Source organism: Streptomyces luomodiensis, assembly GCF_031679605.1.
In the GTDB taxonomy this organism is placed as follows: Bacteria; Actinomycetota; Actinomycetes; order Streptomycetales; family Streptomycetaceae; genus Streptomyces; species Streptomyces luomodiensis.
This window is the reverse complement of sequence record NZ_CP117522.1, coordinates 993,656-1,016,949: the sequence shown is the minus strand read 5'-3', so window position 1 is coordinate 1,016,949 and position 23,294 is coordinate 993,656. Positions and strand designations below refer to the sequence as shown.

Sequence of the window (23,294 nt, the reverse complement as noted above, 5' to 3'; positions counted from 1 at the left end):
GCGCTACGGGCGGGGCTCGGCCGGAGCGGACGCCGTGGGCCGGGCCCAGGCGCTCACGCCCAGCTTGCCGGTGGTGCCCAGGTCGATGTGGTCGGGCACGGTCTGCCAGTCCCTCCCGTCGCCGTTCGGCGCGATCCGCAGATAGCGCCCGTCGGCGGCGGGGCGCGTGCCTTCCGTCACCGTGTTCCGCCACACCAGCCGCGCCACCGCCCGCTCACCGGGCTTCAGCCGCACCGGCCCGGTGGCGGTCTCGAAGCCGCCGATGGTGGCGATGCCCGACGTCCCGTGGCCGACCGTGACCTCCAGCGGTTCCAGGTCCGCGTCGAGGACCTGGACGGACGGATGGCCGTTCACCGTACGGTCCCGCTTGCCGCAGTTCACCAGCTCGACCGTCTGCACCCGCAACCCCATGGCCGCGTCGGCCTCCGCGGCCCGCAGCAGCACCCCCGAGTCGGGGCAGACCGGGGAAGCGGTGGGCGAGGCGGTGGGCGGAGTGACGGTGAGCGATTCGACGGCGACGGGGCCCGACGGGCGGGACGTGGCCTCGTCGGGCACCGCGGCGACCCCCGACGAGGTCTGCGTACCGCAGGCGGTGAGCAGACCGGCCGCCGCGAGCGAGACCGGCAGAAGTCTTCGGCGGCGCCGCGCGGCACCCCGGAAGCGGGGCGCGCCGGGTGTTCTGATCGTTTCCGTGTCCATGCGGCTCATCCTGCCTCAGCCGGGGGCGGGATGAGCCGCGTCGGACCCAACTCCCCGGCTACCGCGCCACGAGATCCGCCGTGGCCACCGGCTTCCCGTCGGCGAACGACTGGTTGGCAGCGAGCCCGGTGACCAGCGCGAGCGCCCCGTCCTCCTCGGTGGCCCGCCGGCGGGAGGCGTCCGAGGCGTCCGAGGCGTCCGCCCCGGCGGCCGCGGCCGGGTCCACCGGACCGTAGAGCACATCGAGCATCCGCTGGTCGCCACCGCCGTGCCCGGCGTGGTCGAACTCCGGCAGCTCCACCTCCCGCGGCGGCTCCCACAGCGGCCGCAGCACCAGCCGCGGACCGCCCGCGTTGGCGAGCGCCTGGTCGCCGTGGATGGTGCCGCGGCCGGAGGCCGTGCCCAGCAGCGGCGGCTGCCACTTGCTCTCCTCCACCTCCAGCTCCAGCCGGCCCCGGGTGCCGTTGAACATCACCCGGTAGCCCTCCCAGGGGGAGTAGGCGGTCAGGTGGTACGTCATGGTGGCGCCGGTGTCGTAGCGGACCAGCAGCGCCATGTCGTCCTCGATGGTGATGCCGTCGCCGAACACATTGCGGTCGCGGTGGTAGCCGTCCGCGCCCTCGGCGTCCAGGTACAGCGAGCGCAGCGCGTCGTTCTCGGCCAGTTCCAGCGCGAACGGGTCGTCCTTGGCGGCGGCGGCGCCGTGGGCCCGCTCGTAGTCGCGCCGGTAGCCGCTGCGCTCGCCGGCCGCACGGCCGTAGAAGCCGAGCCCGCCGTAGCCGAACACCTCCTCGGGCCGGGCCCCCAGCCACCAGTTGACCAGGTCGAAGTGGTGGCTGGACTTGTGCACCATCAGCCCGCCGCTGTGCTCCTTCTCGCGGTGCCAGCGGCGGAAGTAGTCGGCCCCGTGCCGGGTGTCCAGCAGCCACTCGAAGTGCACCGACAGCACCTGGCCGATGGCACCGCCGGACAGCTGCCGGTGGACCTCCTCGTGGACCGGGTTGAAGCGGTAGTTGAAGGCGACCGCCAGATGGTTGCCGGTCTCCTCGACCGTGTCCAGGATGCGGCGGCACTTGGCCGCGTCGGTGGTCATCGGCTTCTCCGTGACCACCCGGCAGCCGGCTCGCAGGGCGGGCACGATGTACGCGTCGTGCAGCGCGTCCACGCAGGTCACCACGACCTCCTGGATGTCGTCCGCGCGCAGCCGCCGCTCGAACTCATCCGGGCTCCAGGCGGCCGCCTCCGGTTCGCCCGCATCCTTCAGCAGCCGCTGGTGGTGGGCGATGCGCACCGGGTTCGGATCGCACAGCGCGGCGACCCGCAGCTGTGGACGGCGGGCCAGTGCCTCGGTGAACATCTGGGCCCGGGATCCGGTGCCCACCACCACGGCCCGGGACGGGGTGCTGCCGACGGTCATGCGCCCTCCAGCGGGAAAAACGATTCAATCCTGCGTCATGCCTGGTCAGGATAGGACGATCGGCGGCCGGCCACCACGGGTGGTGCCGTACGGGACGGGGGAATCGCGTGCGGGGGTGCGCCAACGAACCCTGTGCGAGGATGAAATGTATGGACATGCAGGTCCCGGGAGGGCGGCGGTCATGACCGACATCCAGGAGTCGCTGCGTGAGGTGATGGGGTGCGAGGGAGCGCTGGCGGCCTCGCTCGTCGACTATCTGAGCCGGATCAGCCTGGGCGCCGTCCAGGCCCCGCGCGGACCGGACCTGGAGAAGGTGGCCTACGGGGACACCGACGTGCTGCGCGCCAAGCTGTCCACCCTGGAGCTGCTCGGCTACGACCCGGAGCGCCTCGAGGACATCGTCGTCACACTGGACACCGAGTACCACGTGATCCGCCCGCTCAGCCGGCGCGCCCGCCAGGGTGTCTTCCTCTATCTGGTGGCCGACCGGGCGCGGGCGGATCTGGGCGCCACCCGGGCGACGATGCGCGATGTGGCCCGTCGGCTTGATGTGTGACCGGCGTCACGTGGCCAGGCGCCGCCGGTGAACGTCGCGTGCGCGAGCCGCCACCCGCCGTACCGATACGTATCGGAGACCGGAACGCCCCTGGTCCGGCCCCGCCCGGCGGCACGACCGCGAGGTGGTGAATGGTAGTAAGGGGGACGTGATCGGAGATTTCGGTCGATCAAGGCTCTCCCCGCCCGCCCCCTCCCGGAAGCGCTTCGGCTCCCTGCTGGGGGTGCGCAGCATCGCCGGACAGGTCTTCGCCGTCCAGGTGGTGCTCGTCGGCCTGCTCATCGCCGCGGCGACCGCCGCGCTCGTCCTCCAGGCCCGCAGCGACAGCGAGCGGGAGGCCATGGGCCGCGCGACCGCCGTTGCCCAGACCTTCGCCACCTCGCCGGAGGTCGTGGCCGCGCTGCGCACCGACGATCCGACCGCCCGGCTCCAGCCGCGGGCCGAGCAGACCCGGCGGCAGGCCCGTGTGGACTTCGTGGTCGTGGCGGACACCAAGGGAATCCGCTACACCCACCCCAGGCCGGAGTTCATCGGCAAGCGGCTCGTCGCCGACTTCCGGTCCGCGGCCCGGGGCAGGATCGTCACCGAGTCCGTCCAGGGGCCCCTGGGCCGGGAGGTCCAGGCCACCGTCCCGGTCACCAGGAGCGACGGCACCGTGGCCGGCGTGGTCTGCGCCGGCCTGACCGGCTCGGACGCGACCGGCCGGGTCGAGCACCAGCTGCCGCTCGTCCTCGGCTCCGCGGCCGGCGCGCTCGCGCTCGCCACCGGCGGCACGGCGCTGGTCGGGAGACGGCTGCGGCGGCAGACGCGGGGACTCGGCCCCGCCCAGATGACCCGGATGTACGAGCACCACGACGCCGTGCTCCACTCCGTCCGGGAAGGTGTGCTCATCGTCGACGGCCAGGGCCGCCTCGTCCTCGCCAACGACGAGGCCGGCCGCCTGCTCGAGCTGCCCCCGGACGCCGAGGGCCGCCCCGTCACCGAGCTCGGCCTCGAACCGGGCACCGCCGACCTGCTCGCCTCGGGCCGGGCCGCCACCGACGAGGTGCGTCCGGCCGGGGACCGGCTGCTCGTCGTCAACCAGCGCCCCACCCGAGGGGACGGCGGGGTGTCCGGGAGCGTCGCCACCCTCCGCGACTCCACCGAACTGCGCGCGCTGTCCGGCAAGGCCGAAGTGGCGGAGCGGCGGCTGAGGCTGCTCTACGAGGCCGGCGCGAAGATCGGCACCACCCTCGATGTGGTGCGCACCGCCGAGGAGCTGACCGGGTTCGCCGTCCCGTGGTTCGCCGACTTCGCCACCGTCGACCTCGTGGACCCCGTGCTGCGCGGCGACGAGCCCGCGGACGGCGCCATGCGCCGCACCGCCATCCGTGGCGTCCGGGCCGACCATCCGCTGTGGCGCACCGGCAAGATGATCACCTACACCGGCACCGCGCCCCAGGCGCTGGGCTTCGGCGCGGGCCGGCCGGTGCTCGAGGCGGATCTGCGGACCCGCGCGGGATGGCGGGAGCAGGACCCCGAACAGGCGGCCAGGATCGTCCGTTATGGCATCCACTCGATGATCACCGTCCCGCTGCGGGCCCGGGACGTCCCCCTGGGCCTCGCCACCTTCTGGCGCTCGGCTAAGTCCGCGCCGTTCGACGAGGACGACGTGGCGTTCACCGAGGAGCTGGTCGCCCGCGCCGCCGTGGCCATCGACAACGCCCGCCGCTACACCCGCGAACACGCCATGGCGGTCACCCTCCAGCGCAGTCTGCTGCCCCAGGGCCTGCCCGAACAGGACGCCCTGGACGTGGCCCACCGCTACCAGCCCGCCCGGTCCTCGGCCGGCGGCGACTGGTTCGACGTCATCCCGCTCCCCGGCGCCCGGGTCGCCCTCGCCGTCGGCGATGTCGTCGGCCATGGACTGCACGCCGCCGCCACCATGGGCCGGCTGCGCACCGCCGTGCACAACTTCTCCGCCCTCGACCTGCCGCCCGACGAACTCCTCGCCCATCTCGACGAGCTGGTCAGCCGGTTCGACCAGGACCAGGCCGCCGCGGGCTCCGACGCCCCGGGGATCGGTGGCGCCACCTGTCTGTACGCCGTCTACGACCCGGTCTCCGGCCGCTGCACGGTGGCGGGCGCCGGTCACCCGGGCCCCGCGGTGGTCCTCCCCGACGGCGAGGTCACCTTCCCCGACGTCCCCCTCGCCCCGCCGCTGGGCCTCGGCGGCGAACTCGTCGAGACCGCCGAGCTGGAGCTGCCCGAGGGCAGCCGGCTGGCCCTGTTCACCGACGGACTGGTCCGGGACCGGGACCGGGACGCCGACGAGGGGCTCGAGGAGCTGCGCACCACCCTCACCGGGCTCCCCGAGGCCACCCCGGAGGAGACCTGTCAGGCCGTCTTCCAGGCCATGACCTCCGACCACCCCGGCGACGACATCGCCCTCCTCGTCGCCCGCACCCGCCGTCTGGACCCCGGACACGTCGCCGAATGGGAGCTGCCCGCCGACCCCGCCGCGGTCGCCCGCATCCGCAACGAGGCGGCCCGGCGACTCACCGCATGGGGCCTGGAGGAGTTCGGCTTCACCACCGAACTCATCCTCAGCGAGCTGATGACCAACGCCGTCCGCTACGGATCCGCCCCTCTCCGCGTCCGGTTGCTGCGCGCCCGCACCCTCGTCTGCGAGGTGGCCGACGGCTCCAGCACCTCGCCCCATCTGCGCCGCGCCGCCACCACCGACGAGGGCGGCCGGGGGCTCTTCCTCGTCGCCCAGTACGCCCAGCGCTGGGGAACCCGCTACACCCCCAACGGTAAGATCATCTGGGCCGAACAGCCCCTGACCGACCCGGTGGCCGCGCTGGGCGACCTCGAGGGCGACGACCTCCTCGACCAGTGGGACGACCTCCCCGGCTGACCGCCGCGCACCATGCCGTAGCACACCGCTCACCAGGGGCCGTTGGGCCCCTGGCGGCGTTGTGGGCGATGGAGGAGTGCGGCATGAAAAGGCTGCGGGAGCGGCTGCGGTACTGGTTCGACGGGACGATGGACCGTGGCACCCCGGCGCTGATCGGCTGGCTGGGGCTGGCTTCCCTGGCGTTGATCACCTTGGTCTCCGGTGTGGTGGTCGCCTTCGCCCGCAAGGACACCGAGGACAATGGCGGTTGGCTGGGCATCGTCTGGATGAGCCTGCTGCGCACCCTCGACCCGGGGACGATGGGCGGGGACACCGGCCGGCCGCTGTTCCTGATCCTCATGCTCATCGTGACCATCGGCGGGATCTTCATCGTCAGCGCGCTGATCGGTGTGATGACCACCGGCCTGGAGGCCCGCATCCACGAGCTGCGCAAGGGCACATCACGGCTGATCGAGCACGGTCACACCATTGTGCTGGGCTGGTCGGAACAGGTCTTCACGGTGATAGCCGAGCTGGTGGAGGCCAATCAGAGCGAGCGGCGCTCCTGTGTGGTGATCCTCGCCGACCGGGACAAGGTCGACATGGAGGACGAGATCCGGCGCCGTATCCCGGACACCGGGAAGACCCGGGTGATCTGCCGCTCCGGCAATCCGCTCCAGCGCGGCGACCTGGAGTTGGTGAGCCCGGACACCGCCAAGTCCATCATGGTGCTCTCCCCGGTCGGGGACGACAGCGACATCGACGTCATCAAGTCGCTGTTGCTGCTGAACAGCCGCACCTGGTCCGGGCCGCGCCCCAATGTGGTGGCCGCCGTGCAGAGTTCGGCGAACCTGGCGGCCGCCCGGCTGGCCGCCGGGGACACCGCGCTGGTGATCGACGCCGATGACATCGCGGTCGGGCTGATCGTGCAGTCCCACCGGCAGTCCGGTCTGTCCACCGTCTTCAACGAACTGCTCAGCTTCGTCGGCAATGAGATCTACCCCTGGGACGAGCCCGCGCTGGTCGGCTCCACCTACGGGGAGTCGCTGAACGCCTTCGCACTCGGGGTGCCCATCGGTCTGCACCGCGCGGACGGCGAGGCGCTGGTCAACCCCGCCATGGACACCGTGATCGGGCACGGGGACCGGCTGCTGATGCTCGCGGAGGACGATCTGCTCATCCAGGCGGCGGCCACCCGGCCCCGGATCGTACGCGAGGCCATCGCGGCGGCCGAGGTCCGGCCGCCGGTCCCGGACCGGACGCTGCTGATCGGCTGGAACTCCCGCGCGGAGAAGATCATCGAACAGCTCGACCTGCTGGTGAAGCCCGGGTCGGTGGTGGACATCGCGGCCCCGCGCCCGCCCCGCGAGGAGATGAACCGGCAACTGCGGAACCTCACGGTCGGATTCAAGCACTGCGAACCCACCCGCCGCCCCTCGCTGGAGGCGCTCGGGCTGGACGGCTACCGCCATATCGTGGTGCTGACGGACGACGGGATCGACCCCGGGCGGGCCGACGACCGCACCCTGGTCACCCTGCTGCACCTGCGCGACATCGAGATCCAGCTCGGCGATCCGTACTCGATCGTCACCGAGATGCACGACGACGCCAACCGCGAGGTGGCACAGGTCACCAAGGCCGACGACTTCATCGTCTCCACCAAGGTGATCAGCCTGCTGCTCACCCAGCTCACCGAGAACCGCCATCTGTACGCGGTGTTCGCCGACCTCTTCGACCCGCAGGGATCCGAGATCTACCTCAAGCCGGCGGCCGGCTATCTGATACCGGGCGCGGAGGCGAACTTCGCCACCGTCATCGAGGCCGCCCGCCAGCGGGGCGAGACGGCCATCGGCTACCGGCTGGCCCGGCACGGCGACCAGCCACCGCTCTACGGCGTCCACCTCAACCCGTCCAAGACCGCACCGCTGACCCTGGAGGAGGGCGATACGGTCGTGGTCCTCGCCGAGGACTGAACGAGAGCGCGCCGGTCAGCCGAGCGCACGGTGGGCACCGGGGGTGTGGCCGAAGGCCGGGAAGGCTTTCCCCGGCCGTTTCCCCGGTCTTGCCGACCGCCGGAGCCTGCCAGGGCCGTCACCGTACGGTGGGCCCGCCGTCCACGTTCATGATGGTGCCGGTGGTCCAGCCGGCCTGGGGGGAGGCGAGGAAGGCCGCCGCGGCGGCCACCTCACGGGGTTCGCCGGGGCCCAGGAGACGGGCGTCCGGGGCGTGGCCGTCAGCGGTCCCGTGCTCCTCGGCGTGCGTCGCCGCGAGGCGGTCCCGTTCACAGGCCGGGGCGCGTTCGGCGCCGGGGGCGATGCCGTTGACCCGGACGCCGGAGGGGCCCAGTTCACTGGCGAGCGCCCTGGTCATCGCGTTGACCGCGCCGCGGGTGGCCGAGTAGGCCGCGGACGGGCCGTCGGCGGACATCTTGTGGGCCCAGTAGCTGCTGATGTTGATGATGCTGCCGCGGCCCTCGATGAGCGCGGGCAGCAGTGCCTGGGCGAGGAGGAAGGGCACCCGGACGTTGAGATGGAGCATGGCGTCGAAGGACTCGGCCGAGGTCTGGGCGAGCGGGCTGAAATGTGCCGTGCCCGCGTTGTTGACCAGGGTGTCCACCCGCCTGGTGAGCGCGAGTACCTGCCGCGCGGCGGCGGTCGCGCCGCCGGGGTCGGCCAGGTCGACGCAGAGGGTGCGCACGGTGGTGCCGTGTCCGGCCAGGGACTGTCGGGCCCGGTCGAGTGTGTCCCGGTCACGGGCGAGCAGCACCAGATCGGCGCCTTCCACGGCGAAGGCGTCCGCGATGGCGTAACCGAGGCCCTCGTCGCCCCCGGTGATCACTGCGGTGGTGCCGGCGAGATGGCTCATGGCAGGGGCTCCTTTCGGGTCTCGGTCCTGTCGTGGCGGCCTCCCTAAACGGACAGATCTTGTCCGATTGGATCTTCAGCGTATGTATCTGGACAGATTCTGTCCACTTGTGGTTATCCGTGCCGCACACTGGGGTGCCATGGAGTTGCAGATCACCGCCACGTCGCCGGAGCATCCCGCGTCCCTGCTCGATCTGCCGTGGCACATTCCGCTGGAGGAGTGGCCGGATGAGCATCTGATCCCGCTGCCCCGGGGCATCTCCCGCCATGTCGTCCGCTTCGCCCAGGCGGGCGGCGAGATCGTCGCGGTCAAGGAGGTCGGCGAATGGGCGGCCGTACGGGAGTACGGACTGCTGCGCGACCTGGACCGGCTCACCGTCCCCGCCGTGGACGCGCTCGCCGTGGTGACCGGGCGCACCGACGAGCACGGCGAACCGCTGGAACCGGCACTGATCACCCGTCATCTGGTGGGGTCGCAGCCCTACCGGTCGATGTTCGAGACGACGATGCGGCCGGGCACCATCAGACGGCTGCTGGACGCGCTCGCCGTGCTGTTGGTGCGCTTGCACCTGGCCGGTTTCGCCTGGGGCGACTGCTCGCTGTCCAACACCCTCTTCCGGCGCGACGCGGGCGCCTACGCCGCCTATCTGGTGGACGCCGAGACCGGGCAGATCCAGCCCAGACTCACCAGCGGACAGCGGGAGTACGACGTCGAGGTGGCGCGGGTGAACATCGCGGGCGAGCTGATGGACCTGGAGGCGAGCGGTTCCCTGCACCCCTCGGTCGACCCGGTGCTCTTCGGCCAGGCCATCGTCGAGCGCTACCGCGAGCTGTGGCACGAACTGACCCGCCAGTCGGTCTATCCGCTCGCCCGGCGCCACGCCATCGACCAGCGCGTCCGGCGCCTGAACGACCTCGGGTTCGACGTGGCGGAGATGCAGATCGAGCGCTCACCCGACGGCGACACGGTCACCTTCGTGCCCAAGGTCGTCGACGCGGGCCACCACCAGCGGCAGTTGCTGCGGCTGACCGGACTGGACGCGGAGGAGAACCAGGCCCGCAGCCTCCTGAACGACCTGGAGACCTGGATGGCCACCCAGGACGACTACGCGCCCGGCGATCCGCTCGGCGCGCGCCCGGAGGTACTCGCCCACCGCTGGGTGCGCGATGTCTTCCGGCCCACCGTACGGATGGTTCCCCGGGAGCTGCGGGGTGCCACCGACACCGCGCAGATCTACTACGAACTGCTCGAACACCGCTGGCGGTTGTGCGAGCGGGCCGGCCATGACGTGGGCCTGGAGGCCACCGTCGAGGACTACATACGGACCGCGGCGGCCCACCGCCCGCACGGATGACCGCCTCGCGGTACGCCGCCGTCGCCGGCGATATCGCCCTGCGCACCGTCGGGGCGGTCACCCGGTGACCCGGGTCGGGCCGAGGCTCAGGACGCCTGCGCGGTCAGCACCTGCCGGATCGACGCGATGACCCGCGGAGCCTGGTCGTTGAGGTAGAAGTGGCCGCCGGAGTAGACCTGGAGGTCGAATCCGCCGGTGGTGTGCTCGCCCCAGGCGCGGACCTCCTCGACGCTCGCCTTGGGGTCGTCGTCCCCCACATGCGCGTGGATCGGCGCCGCCAGCTGCGGACCGGGGGTGTAGCGATAGGTCTCGGCGGCCTTGTAGTCGCTGCGGATCGCGGGCAGCACCATCCGGAGGATCTCGTCGTCCCCCAGCACCTGCGCCTCGGTGCCGCTGAGCGCCTTCATCTCGGCGATCAGCCCGTCGTCGTCCCTGAGGTGCACGGTCTCGTCACGGTGGCGGGAGGGGGCGCGCCGCCCCGAGGCGAACAGCGCCAGCGGCACCACGCCCTTCTGCTCCAGGCGCAGCGCGACCTCGAAGCCGAGGGTGGCGCCCATGCTGTGGCCGAAAAGGGCCAGCGGCTTGTCCGTGTACGGCAGCAGCTCGGGCACCAGGGCGTCGGCCAGCTCGGCGATGTTGTCGATGCACTTCTCGTTGCGCCGGTCCTGCCGCCCCGGGTACTGCACGGCCAGTACGTCGACCGTGGGCGAGAGCGCCTTGGAGACGGGGAAGTAGTAGGAGGCGGACCCGCCGGCGTGGGGCAGGCAGACGAGTCGCGTCGCCGCGTTCGGCGCGGGGTGGAACTGCCTGATCCACAGGCTTGTGCCGGTGGGGTTTGCGGTCACCTGATGTCCTTTCGTGCCGCGCGTTCCGCGGCGGCTGTCGTGGGCTGTCGCGCGTGTGCCTCGGACCGCGCGGAGACCAGTAGACCACCCTGCCGGTCCGGTCCGACCTGCGACAACCCCTATTTCGGACGGGGCTCCCCCAGTATTTCCGTCGTGTCGGTCATGGCATGAGGGGTGCTGCGCCCGCCCCGTTCGGCGACCCGCAGGGCCAGGGCCGCCAGTGCCTCGGGGGCGCCGGCCTGACCGCGGATCCCCGGGAAGGCGTTGATGTCCACGATCAGCGGGGTGCCGCCACCCGCGTCGATCAGATCCACGCCGTAGACGTCCAGCGAGAACACCGGACCGACCCGGCGCACCGGTTCCAGCCAGCCGGACGGCAGCGCGTCCGGGGCGAGCGGCAGGGCCGGGCCGCGGCCGCCGGCCGCCAGCTCCGACCGGCGCAGCGCGGCGAACACCCTGCCCGCGACCACCCAGAGCTTGTGGTCCCAGCCATCGTTCGGGACGAAGTCCTGCACCACCACGGGCTCATCGGCCCAGTCGGCGCTCAGCGCGCTCAGCCGCGCGGCGTCGTCCACGCGGGCCACCAGGTCATGGCGGCGGCTGTGGCGGCTCTTGACGACAACGGGACGGTGGAGCCGCTCCGCCGCCAGGCCGGCCAGGGAGGCCACGGTCCGGGTGCGGGCGAACGGCAGACCGGCGCGGAGCGCCAGCTCGGCCATCACCGTCCGGTCCTGGCACCGCGCGGTCGCCGCGGCCGAGTTCACCACCGAGGCGCCGGCCCGCTCCAGGGACGCCGCGAGGGCCAGCGCCCGCGGTGTCCGGGCCTTCAGCAGATAGACATCCGCCAGTTCCCCGGGGCAGACGTGGCCGCCCGGGTCGAGTGTCACCACCTCATGGCGGGGGACCAGCAGATCCGTGGTGTCGGCGAGGAGTTGATGGCCCGGGTCGGCGGTGATCAGACCGATCCTCATCGGCCGCCGCCCACCGTCGCGGTCATCAGGTCCGTGGCCGGGCCCGTGCCCGTGGCCGCCGGGACCGGTTCCGGAGCCGGCCCCGGCTCGGCGCGGACGCCGACGGCCCCGGCCCCGGACCGGACGCCGCCCCGGCGCGCCAACTCCAGTACCGCGCGCCCCACCTCGGCCGCCGCGTCCGGCACCTCCTTGAAGCTGGGGAAGTCGTTCACATCGACGATCACCGGGCCGTCCGGGCCCAGCAGCACATCCACCCCGTACAGATCGAGACCGTAGACCGTGCCGACCTCGGCGGCGATGGCCGCCACCTCGGCGGACAGCGGTACCCGCCGTCCCCGTACGCCCCGGTCGGGGGAGAGCGGGGACACCCGCTCGGTCGCGTACAACTCCCCGGCCACGCTGTACACCTTGAGGTCGATGCCCGAATTCGGCACATAGGGCTGGGCGATGAGCATCCCCTCTTCCGCGGCCAGTTCGGCCCGCAGCGCCCGCAGCCGGTCCGGTGTCGGCACCAACCGCACGGCCCGCCCGGAGCTGCCGTTCGCGGGCTTGACCACCAGCGGGAACTCCGCCTCCGGTATCTTCTCCAGCGCCTCGGGCCGGGCCGCCGCGTAGGTCTGCGGCATCGGCAGCCCGCGGCTGCGTCCGATCGCGGCCGCCAGGGCCTTGTCCCGTACGCCACGGATGGAACGGGCGTCGTTGACGGTGGTGAGCCCGACCGCCGCCGCGGCCTCCAGCAGCGTCAGCCCCGGGCCACCGGACACCGTCTTGAGCACCCAGGCGTCATGGCTCCCCGCCCGCACCGCGTCCGACATCCGCATCAGGGAACTGCCCGGCCGGACCACGTCCACCTGGTGCCCCCAGGCGGAGAGCTGACGGATCACCTCACGGGGCATGCCGTCATGGCGATAGCGCTCCTCCACCAGAAAGCAGAGTCTCATCGGTCTTCTTCCTCGTCACCGGACAGGTTCCCGGGCCGCTGCCGACAGTGTCCGGCGCGCCATGGCCTTCCAGGATGTCATCCGCCGTTCCTCGACGATCTCCAGGGCCGATCATCGGACCTCCCGGGCCGGCCGGCGGGCGCCGGCGGTCTGTTTACCGGGCCAAGAGTTCTTTACTCTGCTGAACATGACGCTGACGCGCAGGGAACGCGAGATTCTCGCGCTGCTGCGGCGGGACCCGCTGGCCGGGGCCCAGTCCATCGCCGACGCCCTCGGCACCACCCGGGCCGCGGTCAATGTCCACCTCTCCAACCTGGGCAAGAAGGGCGCCATCCTGGGGCGCGGCTACATCCTCCGCCAGGAGCACGCGGTGGTGGTCATCGGCGGGGCCAATGTGGACATCAAGGTGCGCAGCCTGGCACCCGTCGCCTACCGCACCAGCAATCCCGGGCGGTCCCACACCAGCCCCGGCGGAGTCGCCCGCAATGTCGCCGAGAACCTCGCACGGCTGGGCACCCCCACCCATCTCATCGCCGCGGTCGGGCAGGACCCGGCGGGGGAGCGGCTGCTGACGGAGACCCAGGCCGCCGGAGTGCGCGTCGAGCATGTGCACCGCGGCCCGCACCCCACCGGCACCTATACGGCGGTGCTGGACGCGGACGGCGAACTGGTCGTGGCCATCGCCGACATGGCCGCCACCGACGCGCTGAGCCCCGAACACCTCCACCGCGCGCGTGACCTCATCGGCCACGCCGGCCTGTTGGTGCTGGACGGGAACCTTTCCCCCCGCACCCTGTCGTACGTCCTGGACATCGCCTCGGCCACCGGGGTGCGGACGCTGATCGACCCGGTGAGCGTCCCCAAGGCGGCCCTGCTGGCCCCGCTGTTCGCCGCCCGGCGGCCGGTCTTCACCGTCACCCCGAACGTGGCGGAGCTGGCCGCGCTCACCGGCCGTGACCTCGCCGGGACGGCCGGCGGCGACGACCGCGAGCTGCTGCGCGCCGTGGCCGACCTCCACGAGCGCGGGGTCCGCCATGTGTGGGTGCGGCTCGGCGCGCGCGGCTCCCTGCTGAGCACCGAGGGCGCGGACCGGGTGCCGCTCGACGCGCCACCGGCCGAGGTCCAGGACGTCACCGGGGCCGGGGACGCGATGCTCGGCGCGTTCGCGCACGCCCTGCTCACCGGCGCCGACCCGGCCGGCGCCGCCCGCTACGGCCACGCCGCCGCCGCGCTGACCGTGGCCACCCCCGCCACCGTACGGCCCGACCTGACCCCGCGTCTGATCGAGGACGCGCTGAACGCCCCGCTGCGGAGGACCACATGACCACGCCCCACCCCCGGCTGACCCTCACCGAGGAGGTCGCGCAGGCCCTGCGCGACGGCCGCCCCGTGGTCGCGCTGGAGTCCACGATCATCAGCCACGGCATGCCGTATCCGCAGAACGTCGAGATGGCCACCGAGGTCGAGGAGATCATCCGCGCCGAGGGCGCGGTCCCCGCCACCATCGCCGTCCTCCACGGCACCCCGCGCGCCGGTCTGGGCCGGGCCGATCTGGAACTGCTGGCCACCAGCCCCGACGTCGCCAAGGTCAGCGTGCGCGACCTCGCCCATGTCATGGCGCGCGGCGGCCACGGCGCGACCACCGTGGCGTCCACGATGCGGCTCGCCGCGCTCGCCGGGATCAGGGTCTTCGTCACCGGCGGCATCGGCGGGGTGCACCGGGGAGCGGAGCGCACCTTCGACATCAGCGCGGATCTCACCGAACTCGCCACCACCCCGGTGGCCGTCGTCAGCGCCGGGGTCAAGTCCATCCTCGACATCGGGCTGACCCTGGAGAAGCTGGAGACCCTCGGCGTTCCGGTGCTCACCTACGGCACCGACGACTTCCCCGCCTTCTACTCCCGGGTGAGCGGCTTCCGCTCCCCGCTGCGCGCCGACTCACCCGAGGAGATCGCCGCCATCATGCGCGCCCAATGGGAGCTGGGCATGACGGCGGGGCTGAGCATCGCCAATCCGGTCCCCGATGCCGAGGAGATCCCCGCCGAGCGGATCGACGGCATCATCGAGCGGGCCCTCGCCGAGATGGCGGAGGCGGGGATCGGCGGCAAGGACGCGACCCCGTATCTGCTGGGCCGGATCGTGGAGTTGACCGAAGGGGAGAGCCTGCGGACCAATATCGCCCTCGTCAAGAACAACGCGCGCCTCGGCGCGCGGATCGCGATCCACTACGCCCGGTCGGAGGGCTGACCGACCGCGCCGCCCTGCCGCGCCCAGGCGGCGGACCGGCCTCCCGCGGGCGCCTGGGCGGCTGGTCGGCGTTGTCGGTGGGGTGCTCTACCGTCGGGCCATGATCACGTCCGACGATGTCCGTACCATCGCCCTGTCGCTGCCGCAGACCACAGAGAAGATCGCCTGGTCGATGCCCACCTTCCGGGTCGCCGGGAAGATGTTCGCCACCTTGCCCGAGGACGAGACCTCGATGGCCGTCAGATGCCCCAAGGAGGAGCGCGGGGAGCTGGTGCTGGCCGAGCCGGAGAAGTTCTGGGTCGCCGGTCACGAGGCGAGCTCGGCGTGGGTGAGGGTGCGGCTCGCGGCGTTGGACGACCTGGACGAGTTGCGGGACATCCTGCTCGACTCCTGGCGGCAGGCCGCACCGGCCACGCTGCTCGAATGACCGCCCCAGGGCGGCCGGTGACTCCTCGAAATGCGACGATATGCGTGTTCGAGGAGATAACTGACACGGGTGAAAGTACGGACTTTTCCCGGTAATCGGAGTGCCGTCTTCCGCTGTGCGGGGTTCCCTGGAGGGGGATTCAGCGAGGGAGGCCGCATGGTGCACGGCCGCAGGATGAACCGCCCCGCGGTGCGCGGCGGCCCGTGCGCGGCCGCCGTCCTTCTGCTGCTGGCGGTCACGCTGCTGCACGCCGTACTGCCCCTGGGCGCCGTCCGCGACTCGCCCACCACGGGCCTTGCCCGGCCCGCGCCCGGCACCCCGCTTCCGGCCGCACCCGGTGCTCCGGTCTCGGCCGTGCCTGGCACCCTGGTCTCGGTCGCGTCCGGCACCCTGGTCTCGGCCGTGCCTGGCACCCTGGTCTCGGTCGCGTCCGGCCCCCCGGTCGCGGTCGCACCTGGCCCCCCGGTCTCGGCCGCACCCGGCACCCCCGTTTCGGCCGCACTTGGCACCCCGGTCTCGGCCGTGCCCGGTGCTCCGGTCTCGGTCGCGTCCGGCACCCTGTTTCCGGCCGCACCTGGCACCCTGGTCTCGGCCGTGCCTGGCACCCTGGTCTCGGTCGGGTCCGGCACCCTGGTCTCGGGCGCGTCCGGCACCCTGGTCTCGGTCGGGTCCGGCCCCCCGGTCGCGGTCGCACCTGGCCCCCCGGTCTCGGCCGCACCCGGCACCCCCGTCTCGGCCGCACCTGGCACCCTGGTCTCGGCCGTGCCCGGTGCTCCGGTCTCGGTCGCGTCCGGCACCCCGTTTCCGGCCGTGCCCGGTTCCGTCCCGGCCCCGGCCCTCGCCACATCCACCCCCGCGGGCGCTCCCGTCCTCGCTCCGGTCGGGCCGGATGTCGAGGAGGAGCGTTCGGCGTCGGCGTCGGCCGTGTTCTCCGCTCGGGACGGTGGCGGGCATCCGGCGCGGCACGCCGGGCGGTTGGTGCACGGTGCTTCGCTCGGCGCTCATCGGTCCCTCTCGACGTCCCCCGGCCCCCTCGGGCTCGTCGTGGTCCGTGGTCGCCTCGCCGACCACGCGACCGGTGTCCGCGCGTTCGGCGCCGGGGGTGACGCCCCGACCGGGCGGCTCTCCTCGCGGTCCGTCGTACTGCGCTGCTGACCGGGCCCGGGTCCTCCGCCATCCGTTTCCGCGGCCGTGCCGCGGATTCCGGATGCGGTGCGCCCTGCCCGGCCAGCCGTCGGACGTCCGAGACCGCAGGAGTATCCGCATGCCCACCGATGTCTATGCCGCCATGCGCGCGATGATGCGCGCGGAGGCCGCCCGCCGCCCCGCCGTCGCGCGGACCGCCGATCCCTCACCGCCCTCATCGGCCCCGGCGGCTCCGGCCGCCGCGGTCGACGCCACCGCTCAGGACGTGTCCGGCCCCGAGGCCGTACCGGCTCCGGCGGCCGTACCGCACCCGGTCCGCCGGGCTCGCCCGTCCCGGTGCCCGGCGTGCTGCCGCGCCGTGCTGCGCGCCCTACGCGGCATCGTGTCGTCCTGCTTCACCGGGCGCACCTCACGACAGAGCCAGTGACCGGCCGCGACGACAGGACGCGGGACACGGGTGCCGGGAGGTCACACCGGTCGGTCGTGCCGTCCGCCCTCCGGTGAGTTCAGCAAACGCTCGCGCTGCGCCACGGCCCAGGCGTAGCCGGGGTTCAGCTCCACCGCACGTGCCAGATCCGCCAGCGCCTGTGCCCGTCTGCCCAGCCCCTCGTGGGCCATCGCCCGGCTCCCCAGGGCCCAGGCGTAGCCGGGGTCGAGGGCCAGTGCCCGGTCGTACGCCGCGATGGCCTCCTCGTAGTGGCCCGCGAAGCGGTGGACATCACCGCGTTCGCCCAGTGTTCCGGGGGTGTCCGGGGCGAGCTCCTCCGCCCGGTCCAGATCGTCCAGCGCGCCCGCCGTGTCGCCCAGGGCGCTGCGGACACGGGCCCGCCGGACCAGGGCCCAGGTGTAGTCGCCGTTCAGTGCGATGGCCCGGTCCAGGTCCGCCAGGGCCTCCCGGGGCCGGCCGAGCACCGCCTTGATCCGGCCGCGGCTGCCCAGCGCCACATGGTCCCCCGGATCGGCCTCGATCACCGGGTCGAGCAGGGCCAGCGCCTCCTCGTACCGGCCCGCCCGGCGGCAGGTCTCCCCGCGCTCCCGCTGGACCCAGGTGGCGCCCGGCTCCAGCGCGTCCACGCGGTCCAGCGCGTCCATCGCCGCGGTGAAGTCCCCGGTCAGCCGGTGGATCGCGGCGCATCCGAAGTGCGCCCGCACGTCTTCGGGGTCCAGCTCGATCGCTCGGCGGAAGTCCTCCAGCGCCGCGTCGTTCTCCTCGACCGACCGGCGGTGCCAGCCCCGGACCACGTGCGCCGCGGCCCGGCCGGCGGTGTCCAGTCCGGCCCGTGCCAGCAGCAGTCCCATCGCCTCGATGCCGCGCCGCCGTTCGTCCCGTAGCGCCCCCTCCAGGCGCCGCCCCCAGGCGCGTACCTCGTCCGAGTCGGCGTCCTCGCCCGCCTCGGCCAGGGTGGCCGCCCACCGCCGGGCCACCGCCGGTCCCGCGTCGCAGGCGTCGATGCCGTCCCGCAGCGCTCCGGGGAGTGCCGCCGACGGCCGTGCGCACAGCAGGTGGTACCACTCCTCCAGACGCGGTCCGCTCCAGGCGTCCAGCTTCCACCCGTCGCGCGGGTCGAGCCCTCCGGCGGCCGTCTCCCGCCACCCGGCGAAGGTCTCCGCCAGCCGGGTGTGCGCCTCGCTCCACCGCTGTGGTGAGGTGGTCCGCTGGAGTCGCAGCATCGGGGCGCGGACCACGTCGTGGTAACGGGCCGACCCGGTGCGACCGCCCACGAACGGCAGCGCCCGCAGCCAGCCGAACAGCCCGGCCCCGGCCGCCTCCTCGCCCACCGCCGCCCGGAAGACGTCCTCGTTCAACCGCCGGGGCAGCGCGCCCGCCAGGGCGGCGGCGCGGCGCACCGGATCGGGCTCCCACTTCAGGAACCGTTCGACGGCGGTGGCGCTGGGGTCGTCCAGGTCGCCGGAGGTCCCCGGGTTCTCGGCGAGGGTGGACACCAGGACGGGCAGCCGGCCCGACAGCCGCAGCACCTCGCGCACCACCGGCTCCTCGGTGATGCCCTTGGCGGTGAGCAGGTGCCGGGCCTCCGCGTCGGTGAACGGCTCCAGTGGCAGCTCCGCGACCACATCGGCCAGTTCGCCCCAGCGGCCGGGGTCCAGCCGGGTCTGCCCGGCCAGCACCAGCACGGTGTTCGCGGGGAGCCTGCCCAGGCGTTCGCTGGTCAGCAGGGTGTGCAGCCAGGGATCGAGCAGTGCGCCGACCCGTTCGTAGGTATCGAAGAACAGCACCAGCCACGGGACCGCCGCGGCCGCCTCCGACAACTCCCGCACCAGCAGCGGGGTCAGGGCCTCCACCGGGTCCAGCACCAGCTGGACGTCCTTGTGGTCGCGGAACCGTGAGCTGAGTGCGGCCCGCAGCCGGTCGGTGCCCTCGGCGAGCGGCACCGGGTCGACCGCGCCGGCCAGCGCCCCGACGCCCGGCACCAGCCCGAGGCCGGCCAGACCGGTCCGCGCGGCGACCATGCTGCCGGTACTGGGTCCCGGCCGCTCGGCCGGGTCCGGTGCCGACTCCGCCTCGTGGCGGCGCTGCCGATAGGTGGCGAGCCGGCGGTCGAAGGCGGTGAACTCCTTCCCCTGCCGGTGGAACTGGGCGCTGATCGCGGCCATCGCCTCGGGGACCGAGCCCACCGTCTCGTCGACGCGGGCGGTGAGCGCGCCGTACTCCTGGCGGGCGACCTGTTCCAGCCGGCGCACCAGCCAGGTCTTGCCCACGCCCGCATGGCCGTGCACATGGAAGACGAAGTGGTGCCGACCCTCCTCCGGCGGCAGCCCGAAGTTGTCCCGGAACGCGTCCAGTTCCCGGCGCCGGCCCACGAATCCGGCGTTCTCGCGCCGCTGGATCAGCTCCTGCAGCGACGGCCGTGCCCGCCCCATCCGCCCCTCCTCCGCTCCCGGCCCAGTCTGCCAGTACGGTGATCGCACCCGCTTATTGCGTACGATGTGCAGGTGCCCAGCTACCGCATCAGGACCGCGACCCCCGACGACCTCGACGCTGCCCGCAGCGTGATGCTCGACACCGTCTACCGCGACTTCGGCACGGGCTATGTGCCGCGCTGGCACGCCGACATCGTCGATCCCGCCGCCGCGTATCTGGACCACGGGCGCCACACCCTGCTGGTGGCGGTGGACGAGGGCGACGGGGCGGTCGTGGCGACCGCCGCGCTCGACTCCCGGGGCCCGGCCCATCCGCCCAACCCCGCGTGGCTGGCCGGGCGTTATCCGTCGGGGGAGACCGCCCAGCTGCGCCGGGTCTACGTGCGTCCCGCGCACCGGCGCAACGGGCTGGCCCGGCGGCTGGTGGGCGCGCTGCTGGACTTCGCCGCCGCGGACGGCGGTTATCGCGCGGTCTATCTGCACACCGATCCGGGGGTGCCGGGCGCCGAGCCGTTCTGGCGGTCGCTGGGAAAGGTGGTCTGCGATGAGCGGGAGGCGCCCGGAGGCGGTAACGGCGTCGTCCACTTCGAGGTCCCCATGCCCCTCGGGGGCCCGTGAGTTGATGGAAATGATAATCAGATAGCGTTCTGTTCCGCCGCTTCCGCGCACGCCCGTGTCCGCGCAGCCCCTGGAGAACCACGCCCATGCACCCTGTCCGCCGCCGGTGGGCCGCCGCGCTGCTGCTCCTCCCGCTGCTCTCCGGCTGTTTCGCGGCCCGTGACGGTTCGCCGTACGACGCCGGGGCCGGGGCGGGCGGCGGCCGCCTCCGGGTCGCGCTGGCCTTCCCGCCGGCCGAGCGCTTCTCCCCGTACGGCGCCGACGCCACCCTGCTCAGCCGGCTCGGCGTCACCGAGGAACTGACCCGGCTGGACGGCAACGGCGACGCGGGACCCGCACTCGCCGAGTCCTGGACCCGGGAGAGCGCGCGCCGCTGGGTGTTCACCCTGCGCGAGGCCCGGTTCCAGGACGGCACCGACGTCACCCCGGCGGCGGTGGCGGGCGCCCTCACCCACGCCGGCCGGGCCGATCCCCTGCCCGCCGCGCTCACCGGGGTCACGCTCAGCGCCGAGGCGGTGGACGAGCGGCGGGTCCGGATCACGACCGGCGCCGCCGACTCCGCGCTGCCGCTGCGGCTGTCCAGCCCGAGCCTGGCCATCCTGTCGCCCAAGGCGTACCGGACCAAGGCCGGTACGCCGAAGGCGGGTGGCGGCACGGCGGGTGGCGGCACGGCGGGCCGGGAAGCGGCGGTCGATCCGGCCGGCACCGCCACGGGGCCCTTCACCCTGGCGAAGACGACCGGCGCCACCCGCGCCACCCTCCACCGCTTCGACGACTACTGGGGCGGTCTGGCCCACGCCTCCGGCATCGACGTCCGGTTCATCGCCGACGGCACGGCCCGCACCAACGCGCTGCGCAGCGGCGAGGTGGACATAGCCGAGGCCGTCCCGGTCTCCCAGGCGGCCACCCTCGACCGGCCCACCTTGCGCGAGGTGCCCACCGCCCGCACCACCGCCCTCTTCCTCAACACCCGGTCCGGGCCCTTCGCCGACCCCGCCGTCCGCGCCGCTGCCCGTCAGGCCGTCGACGCCGCCGCCCTCGCCGAGGACGTGTACGAGGGCCACGCCGACACCGGCCGCGGCCTGTTCGGCCCGGCCCTCACCTGGGCCGCGGGCGAGCGTCCCCGGCTATCCGGCCGCCCCGCCGCCGCGCGGGCCGACCACACCTCGGTCACCCTCGCCACCTATGACAACCGGCCCGAGCTGCCCGAGGTCGCCCAGGTGCTGCAACAGCAGCTGCGCACGGCAGGGTTCAGCGTGCGGCTGGAGGTGCGGGAGTACTCCCGGCTGGAAAGCGACGCCCTGGCCGGGAAGTTCGACGCCGTGGTGGCCGCCCGCAACACCATGCTCGACACCGGCGACCCGGTCTCCTACCTCGCTGACGACTTCACCTGCGACGGCGGCTACAACCTGGCCGGGGTGTGCGACAAGGCCGTGGACCGCGCCGTCGCCGAGGCCGGTGCCCAGGCCGATGCCGCCGCGCGCCACCGCGCCGCCCTGGCCGCGCAGACCGCCGTCCTGCGCACGGACGGGGTCGTGCCGCTGGTCCATCAGCGGATCCTGCACGGCGTCGGTGCCTCGGTGCGGGGTGTGATCCTCGATCCGTACGAGCGCACGCTCGTCGGCACCGGTACGCGGCGGTGAGCGGCGCACGGGCCCGGGAGCGGTCCACCGGGCTGGTCGTCCTGTGGCGCGTCGCGCTCGCGGCGGCGCTGCTGTGCGCCATCGGCCTGCTGCCCTGGCTGTCCCGCACCGACCCCGCCCGCACCGTCCTCACAGCGCGCGACGCCGAACGCGACCCCACCCCCGAACTCCTGGACTCCGTGCGCTCCCAACTCGGGCTCGACGCGGGGCCGCTGCGGCTGCTCGGCAGGTGGCTCGCCGGACTGCCGCACGGTGACGCGGGCCGGTCCTGGCTCTCGGGGACGGCCGTGACCCCCACGGTCGCCGAGGCGTTCGGCGTCTCGCTGCTGCTCATGGGCGGGGCGCTGGTGGTCGCGGCGGTCACCGCGGCCGCGGTGTGCGCACGCACGCTGTGGCTCGGGCCGCGGCGGCGGGCCGCCCGGCGCCGGGCCGGTGCCGGAAGCGGCGGCGCGCTGCTCGCCGCGCTGCCGGAGTTCCTGCTGGCGTCCGTACTGGCGGCCGTGGTCGGGGTGCGGCTCGGCTGGCTGCCCGCCGTCGGCTGGTACGGGCCACGGTGGATGGTGCTGCCCTCGCTCGCCCTCGGCCTGCCCGCGGGCGCCCTGCTGGGCCGGGTGCTGGACGACGCCCTGCCCGGCGCGTTCGCCGAACCCTGGGCACGGGCCGCCGCCGCGCGCGGACTGCCCGCCCGGCGGATCGCCCGCCAGGCGCTGCGCCGTGCCGTGCCCGGAGTGCTGCCGAACATCGGGCTGTTCGTGGTCGGGCTCACCGGGGGCGCGGTCGCCGTCGAGCAGGTCTTCGACATCCCCGGGCTCGGCCGGCTCACCCTCCAGGCGGCCATCGCCCAGGACCTGCCGAACCTTCAGGCGGGCACCCTCGTCCTCGTCCTGCTCGCGGCCGCCGCCGGTGGTCTCGCCCGGCTCGCGGCCCGGCCGCTGCTCGGGCCCGCGCTGCGGGACGGGGCGCTGCCCTCGCTGGACCGGCCGTCCGTGCCGTCCGCGCCGTCCGCACGCTCCCTTCCGCTGCTCTACGGCGCTCTCCTGCTCGCCGTCGTGGTGCTCGGCGCCTTCCGCGACCCGCTGGCCGTGGACACCGCAGCCCGGCTCACCGCCCCGACCTGGGCGCACCCCTTCGGGACCGACGCGCTCGGCCGCGATCTGCTGGCCCGGGTGGCACACGGCGCGCTGTCCACGCTCGCGCTCGCGGTGGCGGTGAGCGCCGCCGCACTGGTGGCGGGGGTAGTGCTCGGACTGCTGCCCCGGCTGTCCGGCGGACTCGTCGAGACGGTGAACGCGGTGCCGCCCGTGCTCGCCGGGCTCCTGGTCGCCGGGGCGGCGGGCCGCGGCCCGTACACCCCCGCGCTGGCCGTGGCCGCCGTCGCCTGGGCGCCGCTGGCCGCGCACACCTCCGCCCTGCTGCGGCAGGAGCGCGCCGCCACGCATCTGGCCGCCACCCGCGCGCTGGGCGCCTCCCGCCGCCATCTGCTGCGCCGCCACGTGCTGCCCGCCGTCCTGCCCCCGGTCGTCCGCCACGCCCTGCTGCGGCTGCCGTCCGTGGCGCTCGCCCTCGCCTCGCTGGGCTTCCTCGGCCTGGGCGCCCAGCCGCCGTCCCCGGAGTGGGGTCGGCTGCTGGCCGAGAACCACCCCTACGCCGAGCGTGCCCCCTGGGCGGTCCTCGCCCCCGCCGCCGCACTCGCCCTCCTGGGCGTCCTGGCGGTCACGGCGTCCGGCGGCGTCCGGTGGCCCCGCCCGCGCCGGCGCCTCGATTGACAGCGTCCGGGGCGCGTCGGACACGGACGTCGCCGACTCCT

At 73.8% G+C, this 23,294-nt stretch carries 19 protein-coding genes; 12 read left to right on the top strand and 7 right to left on the bottom strand.

Translation table 11 applies throughout. The features are described 5' to 3' along the window. Positions 1-3: 3 nt before the first annotated feature. Positions 4-699: a DUF4232 domain-containing protein gene (locus tag PS467_RS04060; protein ID WP_311034024.1), complete on the bottom strand. Its 696-nt coding sequence runs from the start codon at positions 697-699 to the stop codon at positions 4-6. Positions 700-757: 58 nt separating this feature from the next. Beyond that, positions 758-2,116 carry a Gfo/Idh/MocA family protein gene (locus PS467_RS04055; protein ID WP_311034023.1) on the bottom strand — a complete coding sequence of 453 codons (1,359 nt, stop codon included), beginning with the start codon at positions 2,114-2,116 and terminating at the stop codon, positions 758-760. Positions 2,117-2,297: 181 nt separating this feature from the next. Between PS467_RS04055 and PS467_RS04050 the strand changes: the two genes are divergently transcribed. From PS467_RS04050 to PS467_RS04040, 3 genes are all read left to right on the top strand, one after another. Beyond that, positions 2,298-2,672 carry a hypothetical protein gene (locus tag PS467_RS04050; protein WP_311034022.1) on the top strand — a complete coding sequence of 125 codons (375 nt, stop codon included), beginning with the start codon at positions 2,298-2,300 and terminating at the stop codon, positions 2,670-2,672. Between the two features lie 223 nt (positions 2,673-2,895). Continuing rightward, positions 2,896-5,571, top strand: coding sequence for a SpoIIE family protein phosphatase (locus PS467_RS04045; protein WP_432280717.1), 2,676 nt, complete (start codon positions 2,896-2,898; stop codon positions 5,569-5,571). A gap of 83 nt (positions 5,572-5,654) precedes the next feature. Then, on the top strand, positions 5,655-7,523 hold the full coding sequence (locus PS467_RS04040; RefSeq protein ID WP_311034021.1) for a CASTOR/POLLUX-related putative ion channel: 1,869 nt from the start codon (positions 5,655-5,657) through the stop codon (positions 7,521-7,523). 118 nt (positions 7,524-7,641) lie between these two features. On the opposite strand, the gene PS467_RS04035 is transcribed toward PS467_RS04040, so the two are convergent. After that, positions 7,642-8,415 carry an SDR family NAD(P)-dependent oxidoreductase gene (locus PS467_RS04035; protein ID WP_311034020.1) on the bottom strand — a complete coding sequence of 258 codons (774 nt, stop codon included), beginning with the start codon at positions 8,413-8,415 and terminating at the stop codon, positions 7,642-7,644. Between the two features lie 139 nt (positions 8,416-8,554). Between PS467_RS04035 and PS467_RS04030 the strand changes: the two genes are divergently transcribed. Beyond that, positions 8,555-9,769, top strand: a complete 1,215-nt coding sequence (locus PS467_RS04030) for a DUF4032 domain-containing protein (protein ID WP_311034019.1) — start codon at positions 8,555-8,557, stop codon at positions 9,767-9,769. A gap of 86 nt (positions 9,770-9,855) precedes the next feature. Here the strand turns inward: PS467_RS04030 and PS467_RS04025 are convergent, their stop codons facing one another. From PS467_RS04025 to PS467_RS04015, 3 genes are all read right to left on the bottom strand, one after another. Further along, positions 9,856-10,614: a thioesterase II family protein gene (locus PS467_RS04025; protein ID WP_311034018.1), complete on the bottom strand. Its 759-nt coding sequence runs from the start codon at positions 10,612-10,614 to the stop codon at positions 9,856-9,858. Between the two features lie 119 nt (positions 10,615-10,733). Continuing rightward, positions 10,734-11,585 carry an ATP-grasp domain-containing protein gene (locus PS467_RS04020; protein ID WP_311034017.1) on the bottom strand — a complete coding sequence of 284 codons (852 nt, stop codon included), beginning with the start codon at positions 11,583-11,585 and terminating at the stop codon, positions 10,734-10,736. Beyond that, positions 11,582-12,526 (bottom strand): ATP-grasp domain-containing protein, encoded by a 945-nt coding sequence (locus PS467_RS04015; protein WP_311034016.1) that lies wholly within the window; start codon positions 12,524-12,526, stop codon positions 11,582-11,584. Before PS467_RS04015 ends, PS467_RS04020 begins: the two co-directional genes overlap by 4 nt. Positions 12,527-12,713: 187 nt before the next feature. Here PS467_RS04015 and PS467_RS04010 point away from each other — a divergent pair, with 187 nt between their 5' ends. The 5 genes from PS467_RS04010 (at position 12,714) to PS467_RS03990 (ending at position 16,773) form a co-directional block, all read left to right on the top strand. Next, positions 12,714-13,850, top strand: a complete 1,137-nt coding sequence (locus tag PS467_RS04010) for a PfkB family carbohydrate kinase (protein WP_311034015.1) — start codon at positions 12,714-12,716, stop codon at positions 13,848-13,850. Beyond that, complete coding sequence (locus PS467_RS04005) at positions 13,847-14,773, top strand: pseudouridine-5'-phosphate glycosidase (protein WP_311034014.1); 927 nt, start codon at positions 13,847-13,849, stop codon at positions 14,771-14,773. Before PS467_RS04010 ends, PS467_RS04005 begins: the two co-directional genes overlap by 4 nt. 100 nt (positions 14,774-14,873) lie before the next feature. After that, positions 14,874-15,200, top strand: a complete 327-nt coding sequence (locus PS467_RS04000) for an MmcQ/YjbR family DNA-binding protein (protein ID WP_311034013.1) — start codon at positions 14,874-14,876, stop codon at positions 15,198-15,200. Positions 15,201-15,356: 156 nt separating this feature from the next. Next, positions 15,357-16,355, top strand: coding sequence for a hypothetical protein (locus PS467_RS03995; RefSeq protein WP_311034012.1), 999 nt, complete (start codon positions 15,357-15,359; stop codon positions 16,353-16,355). A gap of 109 nt (positions 16,356-16,464) precedes the next feature. Beyond that, positions 16,465-16,773 (top strand): hypothetical protein, encoded by a 309-nt coding sequence (locus PS467_RS03990; protein ID WP_311034011.1) that lies wholly within the window; start codon positions 16,465-16,467, stop codon positions 16,771-16,773. 41 nt (positions 16,774-16,814) lie between these two features. Here PS467_RS03990 and PS467_RS03985 read toward each other — a convergent pair whose 3' ends face one another. Continuing rightward, positions 16,815-19,226, bottom strand: a complete 2,412-nt coding sequence (locus PS467_RS03985) for a tetratricopeptide repeat protein (RefSeq protein WP_311034010.1) — start codon at positions 19,224-19,226, stop codon at positions 16,815-16,817. Between the two features lie 72 nt (positions 19,227-19,298). Here PS467_RS03985 and PS467_RS03980 point away from each other — a divergent pair, with 72 nt between their 5' ends. From PS467_RS03980 to PS467_RS03970, 3 genes are all read left to right on the top strand, one after another. Then, positions 19,299-19,844 carry a GNAT family N-acetyltransferase gene (locus PS467_RS03980; RefSeq protein ID WP_311034009.1) on the top strand — a complete coding sequence of 182 codons (546 nt, stop codon included), beginning with the start codon at positions 19,299-19,301 and terminating at the stop codon, positions 19,842-19,844. Positions 19,845-19,930: 86 nt separating this feature from the next. Next, on the top strand, positions 19,931-21,487 hold the full coding sequence (locus PS467_RS03975; RefSeq protein WP_311034008.1) for an ABC transporter substrate-binding protein: 1,557 nt from the start codon (positions 19,931-19,933) through the stop codon (positions 21,485-21,487). Next, complete coding sequence (locus PS467_RS03970; protein WP_311034007.1) at positions 21,484-23,253, top strand: ABC transporter permease subunit; 1,770 nt, start codon at positions 21,484-21,486, stop codon at positions 23,251-23,253. The genes PS467_RS03975 and PS467_RS03970 overlap by 4 nt, the downstream gene beginning before the upstream one ends. Positions 23,254-23,294: the final 41 nt, after the last annotated feature.